Source organism: Pseudomonadota bacterium (assembly GCA_026390555.1).
In the GTDB taxonomy this organism is placed as follows: domain Bacteria; phylum Bdellovibrionota_C; class UBA2361; order UBA2361; family OMII01; genus OMII01.
Genome location: JAPLFS010000022.1, coordinates 1 through 9,157 on the forward strand (window position 1 = coordinate 1; position 9,157 = coordinate 9,157).

The 9,157-nt window shown below is 50.0% G+C and carries 9 protein-coding genes; 6 read left to right on the forward strand and 3 right to left on the reverse strand.

What is annotated here, in order from left to right; genetic code table 11:
* A partial coding sequence (locus NTV65_02130; protein ID MCX6114000.1) for a hypothetical protein occupies positions 1 to 274 on the forward strand: 274 nt, incomplete at its 5' end.
* Between the two features lie 323 nt (positions 275 to 597).
* On the opposite strand, the gene NTV65_02135 is transcribed toward NTV65_02130, so the two are convergent.
* The 3 genes from NTV65_02135 to NTV65_02145 form a co-directional block, all read right to left on the reverse strand.
* The gene (locus tag NTV65_02135) at positions 598 to 2,142 is read right to left on the reverse strand and encodes a hypothetical protein (protein ID MCX6114001.1); all 1,545 of its coding nucleotides are present in this window, start codon (positions 2,140 to 2,142) and stop codon (positions 598 to 600) included.
* Between the two features lie 133 nt (positions 2,143 to 2,275).
* Entirely contained in the window at positions 2,276 to 2,944 is a 669-nt protein-coding gene (locus tag NTV65_02140) for a GNAT family N-acetyltransferase (protein ID MCX6114002.1), read from the reverse strand.
* Positions 2,945 to 3,105: 161 nt separating this feature from the next.
* The gene (locus tag NTV65_02145; protein ID MCX6114003.1) at positions 3,106 to 3,525 is read right to left on the reverse strand and encodes a hypothetical protein; all 420 of its coding nucleotides are present in this window, start codon (positions 3,523 to 3,525) and stop codon (positions 3,106 to 3,108) included.
* 291 nt (positions 3,526 to 3,816) lie between these two features.
* Here NTV65_02145 and NTV65_02150 point away from each other — a divergent pair, with 291 nt between their 5' ends.
* The 5 genes from NTV65_02150 to NTV65_02170 all read left to right on the forward strand — a co-directional run bounded on the left by NTV65_02150 (position 3,817) and on the right by NTV65_02170 (position 8,809).
* On the forward strand, positions 3,817 to 4,641 hold the full coding sequence (locus tag NTV65_02150; GenBank protein MCX6114004.1) for a prohibitin family protein: 825 nt from the start codon (positions 3,817 to 3,819) through the stop codon (positions 4,639 to 4,641).
* Positions 4,642 to 4,775: 134 nt separating this feature from the next.
* Positions 4,776 to 5,612, forward strand: coding sequence for a hypothetical protein (locus NTV65_02155; GenBank protein ID MCX6114005.1), 837 nt, complete (start codon positions 4,776 to 4,778; stop codon positions 5,610 to 5,612).
* 51 nt (positions 5,613 to 5,663) lie between these two features.
* Positions 5,664 to 7,148, forward strand: a complete 1,485-nt coding sequence (gene cysS, locus NTV65_02160) for a cysteine--tRNA ligase (GenBank protein MCX6114006.1) — start codon at positions 5,664 to 5,666, stop codon at positions 7,146 to 7,148.
* A 4-nt stretch (positions 7,149 to 7,152) separates the two neighbouring features.
* On the forward strand, positions 7,153 to 8,301 hold the full coding sequence (locus NTV65_02165; protein ID MCX6114007.1) for a glycosyltransferase: 1,149 nt from the start codon (positions 7,153 to 7,155) through the stop codon (positions 8,299 to 8,301).
* A 19-nt stretch (positions 8,302 to 8,320) separates the two neighbouring features.
* Positions 8,321 to 8,809: a DinB family protein gene (locus NTV65_02170; protein MCX6114008.1), complete on the forward strand. Its 489-nt coding sequence runs from the start codon at positions 8,321 to 8,323 to the stop codon at positions 8,807 to 8,809.
* The last annotated feature ends 348 nt before the right edge of the window (positions 8,810 to 9,157 follow it).

The following is a 9,157-nucleotide window of genomic DNA, read 5'->3' on the forward strand; positions in this document are numbered from 1 at the left end:
GCAGGATCGCTCAAAGGAGCTTGCCCCTCTAAAAGAGGGCGTTGCAGCGCTCGAAAAGAGCATCTCAACTCTTGAACGTTCGATTATTACGGCTCAGGAGCAACTTGCAAGGGCTTCAAATAATGGGGATGCTGGGGAGATCAGAAAAAACTCGCAGGCGCTCGCCGCGGCACAGAGGGAGCTTGAGAAGCAGATTTCAAGCTGGGAGGATGAGACCCGTAAGATAGAGCAGCTCGAAAAACGATTTGTAGAGCAGCTCAAGGTTTTTGATTAGTAGAGGGAGTGATCAGCCGGTCCCTGTAAAACCGCTATATTAAGGAGATCGTAACTAGTCAGCATAAACTAAGGACGATTGCACACGTAGGAACTCTGTACCAACCCCTCAGGGGTCGATTTGCAGAGCAAATCGGGGGTGAAAACATTAACTGGTCACAAAATCAGTCGTCCCCGATCAGGGGACGACCAATCGAATTACCTATGAAACTTCGCCGTAATCTCAATAGATTGAATCGCGACATTAGATTACGGTGACCAGTTAACCAGATCTTATGCCTAAGCTCTCTGTGGTAACTGGGACTTCTACTGTATCGAGCGACGTTAAAAGAGTGGCTGCCACATATCAAGCTTGGAGGGCGCAGGGAGGTCTTGAGTTATAGGCATATCTTTGCGCTGCCATATCGCAAAGCGCGAATCCTGGTAGCTCTCTCGCCACTCAGGTGTGAGCGCTTGAAGCTCTTGGTTTGAGACTAAAGCACGCGAAACAAGGATATGCGACGGATCTAACGCTTTGAGAGCGGCTTTGCCCTCTGCTGTTGAAAATTGAAATGCAGTAGAGACCTGCTCAACGGTTTGTTGAGGATACACCTCTTCATAGCGCCCATCGAGGGAGATCTTAAAGCGGGGATAGAGCCGCCAAAGCGCAAAACTTCCGTTGTTAAAGTCCACAAGCAACTTGCCGCTTGCGCCGTTAATTCGTAGCCATTGCATTGCATGCACCGGATAGCTTGAATAATTTATGGAGAATGTTGCAGGGCGCGTAAGCAGCCGAAAGGAGTCGAGCAAGAAAAAGATCGCCAAACCCGTTACTGCTAGAGCTAGGGCGCGCTCAAATCGTATTGCTCGTGTTGGCAGGACGCCTCTTAACCAATTAATTGTAACAGATATGTATTCGGCGCCGAATATCGCAAAGGTTATCATCATAAAGGCTCCGAGTCTGATGTGACGGAACCCGCAGTAGAGCGCAAAGATAATAAAAGTAATAGCCAAGCGATCGCGTGCTGAGCGCGTGAGTGCAATCCCAGAGATAATGGGTAAACAGAGTAGAATTGAAGCTATAAAAGAGCTCCGATCATGAAACAGTGAAAACCACTCCTCTATACTGGGGCGCTCCATCAGCAGGGCGCTACCCAGGTATGATATAAAGGTTGAAAAACCGTAGGGGGTTACAAAGGGAGCTAAGCTACATAGCAGCGCAATCACAGTTATCAATTTATATTGTTTGCGCCGAAATATAGCGAATATCGCAAAGATCCAGATGACGATCATTCCAAGAGCGTAGCCCCCGTGCATATTGACCCATGCGATTGAAAGGATCGGTAGGAGCACGATATAACGAATACTCGCGAGCCGTTGATATTGAATTAGTGCAAAGTAGGTAAAGGCGAGAAAGAGGTATGTAAACCCCTGACACCGGAGGGTGCTGCTCCAAGCGAACGAGGCGTGCAGCATACAGAGGCTAATCCAGACAGAGAGCCCCGCAGGGTTTGTTGCAGAGCTTGAGGCATAGCTGCGCGCCGCACGAATTACAAAGATAGTAGCCCAGAGCGCCAACGTTAATTTAAGAGCTATTAGCCCCACCTCGCCGTAGTGTGAGATAACGAACCAGAACACAACCCCAGAGAGCCACTCGTGATCGATCCAAAGCGGTAGGGTAGGGGTAAAGGCAAAGGGATCAATCAGGGGTATGGCACCGTGTGCCTGAACGAGCCTGCCGACGGCAACCCGGGCAAATAGATCTGGGTCAGCTTCAGAGGGTGAGAGTAGCCGCCACGCCATAATCATTAACGGCAGAAGAAACAACGCAAATGGCGAGGCCAGAGTATTGCGAAGTTTATCGAGGGCTTTTTCGTAACTAGTCAGCATGCATTAATAACAATCGCACATGTTGGTGCTCTCTGCTAACCCCTCAGAGGGAGATCTGCGCAGCAAGTAGGGGGATGGTTATAAGGTATTACTAGACCATTCTAGCTCGGATCTCGAGTGACAAAGCAAGGCGCTAAAAATACTCCTTTAAAAACAACAGATCTTGCTCGCTCAGAGGCTCTGAGCCGGTCGCCATAGCCACAGAGGGCAGGTGCAATTGCACCTCACTTGAAAGCCTGTTAAAGCCGAGCTTCTCATAAATCTTAGGATCAACTTCAGAGAAGAGCATGAAGCGTACCTGCGGGTCCTCTAATCGAAGGAGCTCCATTACGGCGCGAACCAGAGTAGTTCCGTAGCCCCTCCTGCGGTGCTCTAAATGCACAGAAAGCGACGCTATGCCTATGAGGCCCCGCGCGAAGCGGAGGGTATTGAGGTTTGCAACGATCTCCCCACCGGGGAGTTCGAAAAGATAGCGCACCCCACGAATATGATTCCTATCCTGTGCGTAACTGGCGATGAATTCATCAAGCGAAGTCCCTTGCCCCCACGCATCATAACCAAAGGCTAGCACAGTAGCTTCATCTTGAGGGGCGACCACACGAACCTTGCCAACTTCGGTAAAGCGCAGCTTTCCCATAGCTAGCTCCTCATGAAACATCTCGTAGGGACGAATCCATAGCGATGAGAGGTTATTATTATAGAGCGTTCGATACACCTCATGTGGCTCACAGCTCTCTGAATGAAGCGCCGTAGCTATTTTGAGGTAAAGCATCCCCTTGGTGTGTCGATAAATAATCCACATATTAGCGAGATCTCCTAGCCGTTTTAAAGAGATGCAAACGAGCCCAGATAGATAATAGATTAGGTGAGTAGTTGGTGTCTTTAGGGGAACCTAAAGATTTTACTTGACTCACGAACAAGTAAAATTAAAACGTTAAGGGCCGTGATGCACAGGTAGGTTATCTACTTTTGCATTTGAGTCCAGGACCTAACAAACGATCTATCTAGCACTGTCAGGACTAGCGGCAGGAAAATGAGCACAAGAGCACACAACACGTATGTAACTCTGCTCTTTCCTAGAAACATCTCCCGCATTATTGTTGCGGTTGATGCTCCTCCTTGTAGCCCAGCTCCGATCTTGTCCCCTATCATTAATTTGATAAGGTTCTTGCCCCCGACAATAAATTCGATCGGGTACACGAAGCCCGATGATGCTAAATCCTGCAGGGCCACCTGATCCTCACAGATTGCCATATACGCCGAACGTTGCTCCATGTTCGGGAGCATACGGACATCATCCGCAGCTCTCCAAGTGGTAACTAGACCACTTACAACGTACAACAACAGCGAAACCCGACAGATCTGCCCAAAACTAGTAACCATTTTCAACTCCTAACCTAAGTGAAGGAAACAAAAGAGACCGCCCTTCCACCAGCTTTGCCAGGCGGGTCGAAGGGGGGCTCTATCATCACCATCACAAGACAGGAGAAAAACCTTTATAAGACACCAACTACTCTCACAAGCGCATGCTTGGGACAGGGGTCGCGGTCTTATATGTTAGGTATGGGGAGATTATGCTTACGCGTGCTATAAAGGAGCTCTAGCAGTGCATTATCTTGCTTGCAATAAATCCTATAAGATTGCAGACTTGCGGCAATTAACCAAGGGAGCAATATGAACGGACAGATCGTCGATATAAGAAGGGATTTTGGGGCTAAGGAACGCACGATTAGCGGATTGCTGCTAATCCTTGCTGTAGTAGCGTTCGCTGTCTTCCAGATGTACCACATCGTTCCCCCCGGCCATCGCGGCATCTCGGTTACCCTCGGATCGGTTAATCCTACTGAGCTACCTGAGGGCATTACATTTAAGTGGCCATTTATCCAGAAGATCGTAGATTTTCCGATTATGCAGCTCAAAGCGGAGGGGCGGGCGCCCAGCTTTTCTAGCGATCTTCAGAATATCGCATTCAATTTTACAGTAATGTATCGTGTGCCGGCGAGCCAGGTTGTAAAACTTTTCCAACAGTATCGTGGTGAGCCGTACATGACGTTGATTGAGCCCCGTGTTCAGGAGACTATTAAGCAGGTAACCGCGCTCTCCAGAGCTGAAGACCTGGTAAAGAACCGCGAGAGGGTTAAGGACGATGTGCTCATAAAGCTGCGAGCAGCTGTAGGGGATGTGCTGCAGATAGTGGATCTTTCGCTGACAAACATCGATCTATCAGATCAACTTGAGCAGGCAATTGAACAAAAGGTGGTGCGTGAGCAGGAGGCCTTCGCCAAATCGTTCGAACTTGATAAAGAGAAGAAACAGGCTGAGATCACGATCGTACGAGCAGAGGCAGAAGCTAAATCTGTTAGCATTAAGGGTGATGCGCTGAAGAGCTCACCTGAGGTAATTCAACTAGAGATTGCGCAGCGCTGGGATGGTAAGGCCCCCCTCTCCGTTAGCGTAGGACATAGCGGTGGAGCGAATATCCTCTTGCCCCTTAAATAGGGAATAGTAGACGCGCTGTTTAAACTACGGTGACCAGTTACAAAAACTCTTCTTTTCTGCTTGTTTTGCATGGTAGAACAGTGCCGTAGCTCTTTATAGCTCTTCTAGCCCAACGTTAAGCGTAGGTCATCTCTATGAGTAACAGTAGCACCGTGAGTAACAGTAGCGCCGTGAATCTTTCGGTAGTACGCACCGTTTGGTGGCCAGTAGTAAGTTTTATGGTGGTGGCACTTACTCTCGCAGGGTGCTCTATGAGTTCGCAGACGAGCTCCCCCCTATACGAACGACTCTCTAGTCGTGGTCCCGTAGTTCTTGGACTGGACAATCCATATCTTCCTGCGAACCTCTTTCTTGAGGAACAGATAAAGGAGAGTGTGGCTATTAGACGCTTGGTGCAGGAGCAGGGACGACCAACCGCCGTGGGGATCGATAGAAGGCTTTTTAGAACGACCCGTATCACCCTCTACTATTCAGATGATAACGAGAGCTTTACCATGACGCGTTGGGGGCGGGATTGGAATGTAGAGGAGCCCAGTGCCATCTCGCCTAGCGATCGTGATAGTATCGTGCAGCAGCTAGCTCTCAGCGATGAGCTTCATCATCCACGTAACCCACAGCACTTTATCAGTCCTCCCGTTGCACGGGCCTCACTTCGATCGGCCCCAGTTGTTTCAGGCCGCGCGCCTGAAGAACGAAGGGAGCTAAGGGGCCGCCTTAAATCGCCACAGCAAGCCGCAGAGGCTGAGCTAAGCAGACTTACAAACGGCAACTATCGACACACCGTTACCTTTCGTGGAGAGACCCTGCGTTTGATCGCTGAGTGGTACACAGAGGATCCAGCTAACGCCGCAGCCCTTGCCACAGCCAGTAACCGCAGTACTGAGCAGGTGCTAAAGATAGGGGAGGCCATAACTATCCCAAGGCGTCTGATGCGTAATGCCAGTCCTCTGCCGGAGGCTACCATACCTTAAATAAGACAATCTCGACCGTTTCAAATGCAATGGTCTCTGGTATGATATTGCATGTTACAAAGTAGAGACGAATACCGCAGTAGCGCTCACAAGATCTCGATCTATAACTCGCTTGGTGGCGAACGCAGCACGTTCGATCCAATTGATACGAGCACTACCAACACCGAGGTCAAGATGTATGTGTGCGGACTGACCCCGCAGGATCACAGCCATCTCGGACACGGCCTGCTTGGCATGCGCTTTGATATTGTGCGCCGCTACCTAGCCTATCGCCGATTAAACGTGAACTACGTTCAGAACGTTACCGACATAGATGATAAGATTATCGACAAGGCCCTTAAGACCGGGCAGGACCCGATGAAGATGACCCGCGCCTTGACCGATGAATTCTACGAATGCCTGACACGCCTGCACGCTCTTCCGGTTGAACGGATAACCCGCGTGACTGAGTTTGTGCCAGAGATTATCCGTTTTATCGAGCAACTTATAGCGAAGGAATTTGCCTACGTTACGCCGGATGGTGGTGTTTACTTCGATGTTTCAAAGAAGGCTGACTACGGCAAGTTATCGAATCAGAATACTGCGATGCTCTTTGAGAGCGTGCGCAAGGAGCTCGATACCCAGAAGCGCTCACCTGTCGATTTTGCGTTGTGGAAGCGTGATGAAAGTAGCGCACTTTCACAACCGTCCCCGTGGGGCACCGGGCGCCCCGGCTGGCATATAGAGTGCTCGGCTATGATCCATGAGGTCCTTGGTGACCGCATCGATATTCACGGTGGGGGGCTCGATATTAAGTTTCCACACCATGAGAATGAGATCGCACAGTCCGAGGCTTATTCAGGTTGCGGTTTTGCTACGTTCTGGATGCACAATGGGTTGCTCAATATCGATGGACAGAAGATGTCTAAGTCGCTTAACAACTCCGCGCGCCTCGTTGATGGCATTGAACGATATGGGGCGGCGCCGCTGCGCTTCGTTGTTGCGCGTCACCACTATCGCTCAGCGATAGATTTAAATGATAAGTTGTTTAGAGATAATCTTAACTCGTTACTTGAGTTTCATCGTCTCTTTGCCAGAATTCCTGAGATAGAGCAGGCGAGCTCTGATAACACGGATGCAGAGAGTAGTGCCGTGATCGAAGCCTTTGAAACGGCGATGAACAACGACTTTAATTCACCAGAGGCGCTCGTAGCGCTTGAGCAATTTCGTGCCCTAGTGTTACGAAAGCTTGAGGTTGCAAAGGAGCCAACTGCAGAGATCACTAATAAAGCTAGGTTACTTAGAGAGCTAGGAGAGATACTCGGACTCTTCTTTGATCCGTTAGAGGTTGTTGAGACGCAGGGTCTTAATCTAATAGCGCAGGTGCTTAATGCAAAACCCCTAACGATCGACGAGATTCATGCCTGTATCGCTGAACGTAGCGAGGCGCGTGCTGCTAAGAACTTTCTCCGTTCCGATCAGATCCGTGACGAGATGGCGCTGCGTGGGGTAGAGCTGCTTGATTCTAAAAATAGTGTGACCTTTAGATTTGCGTAGGGCTATGGTTGATAGAGCAGCTACCGTCAGACCTATGCGGATCGCATTAATGGGCACACGCGGTATCCCTGCGCGCTACGGCGGATTTGAAACCTTTGCAGAGCAGCTCTCTACCCGGCTAGTGCAACGGGGCCATCAGGTAGTCGTATACGGCAGGTGCTCGTTCTTTGATCGCTATGGAGCACGGGAGAGCTATCAGGGGGTGGTGCGGCGCGTTACACCCACTATCTTTCATAAATACCTTGAGACCCCGCTACATGCGCTGACCTCGTTTATAGATCTCCTCTTTCGCAGTAGTGAGGCCGTTATACTGTGCAACGCCGCTAATAGCCCCCTTGCGCCGATCCTGCGCTTAAAGGGGATACCTATCGTAATTAACGTCGATGGAATTGAGAGGAACCGTGCGAAGTGGAACTCGCTCGGTAAGTTATGGTACCTGCTCGGTGAGCGTTGCTCGATGCTGCTCGCCTCGCGGGTAATTTCAGACGCTAAGGTTATCGCCGAGTACTACCGAGCGACATATGGCTGCGAGAGTGTAGTTATTCCCTATGGGGTACATCCGCAGCAGCGCCCCCCTGGAGCAACGTTGCAGCGTTTTGGCTTGGAACCGAAACGGTACCTGCTTTATGTAAGCCGCCTTGAGCCTGAAAATAATGCGCTCGGCGTTATCGAAGCTTATAATGCCCTCGCAGCTAATGACCCCACTATTATGCCACTAGTTATCGTTGGGGATGCGCCCTATGCCGTTGAATATAAGGAACACCTTAAGGCAACGGCGTGTGATAAGGTTATCTTTACAGGATTTCAGTTCGGAGAGTCCTACGAGGAGCTACAGGGTCACTGCTACCTCTATATTCAGGCGACCGAGGTGGGGGGCACCCATCCGGCCCTGATAGAGTCTATGTCGTACGGCAACTGCGTTATCGCTAACGGCACCCCTGAAAACCTGGAGGTTGTTGGAGATACGGCGCGCAGCTTTGCTAAGAACAACTTTCAGCAGTTATCAGGTATCCTAGCCGAACTGTTGCTTGATACGGAGCAGGTAGAGCGACTCGGCGCACTGGCCAAGCAACGCGCCCTTTCACAATTCTCGTGGGATGCAGTTGTGTCGATGTATGAGGAGCTGTTGAGCGGCTTGTTAAGGCGGGGCTAACTATCAGGGGTGAATTGTTATGAGAGTTCATGATGCGCTAATAGATCTTCTTGGCACCTCGCGCAGGGTTATCTCGACCTATCTGAGCGATCTATCGAACAAAGATCTGATGGTTCGACCGATTGAGGGGGCGCATCATGCAGCGTGGCAGATAGGGCATCTGATAATCTCTGAACGCGAGATGATGGAGGGTGTGCAAGCGGGGTCTGGCCTAGCGCTTCCCAAAGGCTTTGAGGAGATGCACGGCGAGGATAATGGAGATCTTAAGATGGAGTCATGCTGCTCTAAGGTCGAGTATGAGGAGCTAATGAGTGAGCAGCGCAGCTTAACACTAGCTCTTTTGGCAGATCTCTCAGAGCACGATCTGGAGCAGCCAGCACCGTACTTTATGCGCAGCTATGCGTCGTCCGTATTGTCGGTATTTGTAGCAATCGGTAGCCATGAGATGATGCACGCCGGACAGATCGCAGTTATTAGAAGAAAGCTAAATAAGCCGGTGTTGATATAGTACTAAATTCACGATGTTTTATCGGTTCCTCACCAATAAGTGTGGGTGGGAAGCTACTGGATGAGGGCATAACTATGCGCGGCAGTTGGAAGAAAAGCTGGTCGAAGAATGTAAGATAATGGATGCTGAATCCCTGCGCTGGAACGTGAACCGCTTCCCGTTACCTGCCCCCGCTCCCGCTCCGATACCGGAAACTTATTTCGAAAAGAACCGATTAATAGAAGATATGTTTTGTCATGAAAAGCTCGAAGTCTATCAAAAGTCGGTTGAATTACTGAATAGGTTATTAGTGTTATTCGCCTCCTCCTGAACGGAAACAGCGATATTGTCAACCAGTTGCGCCTCGCC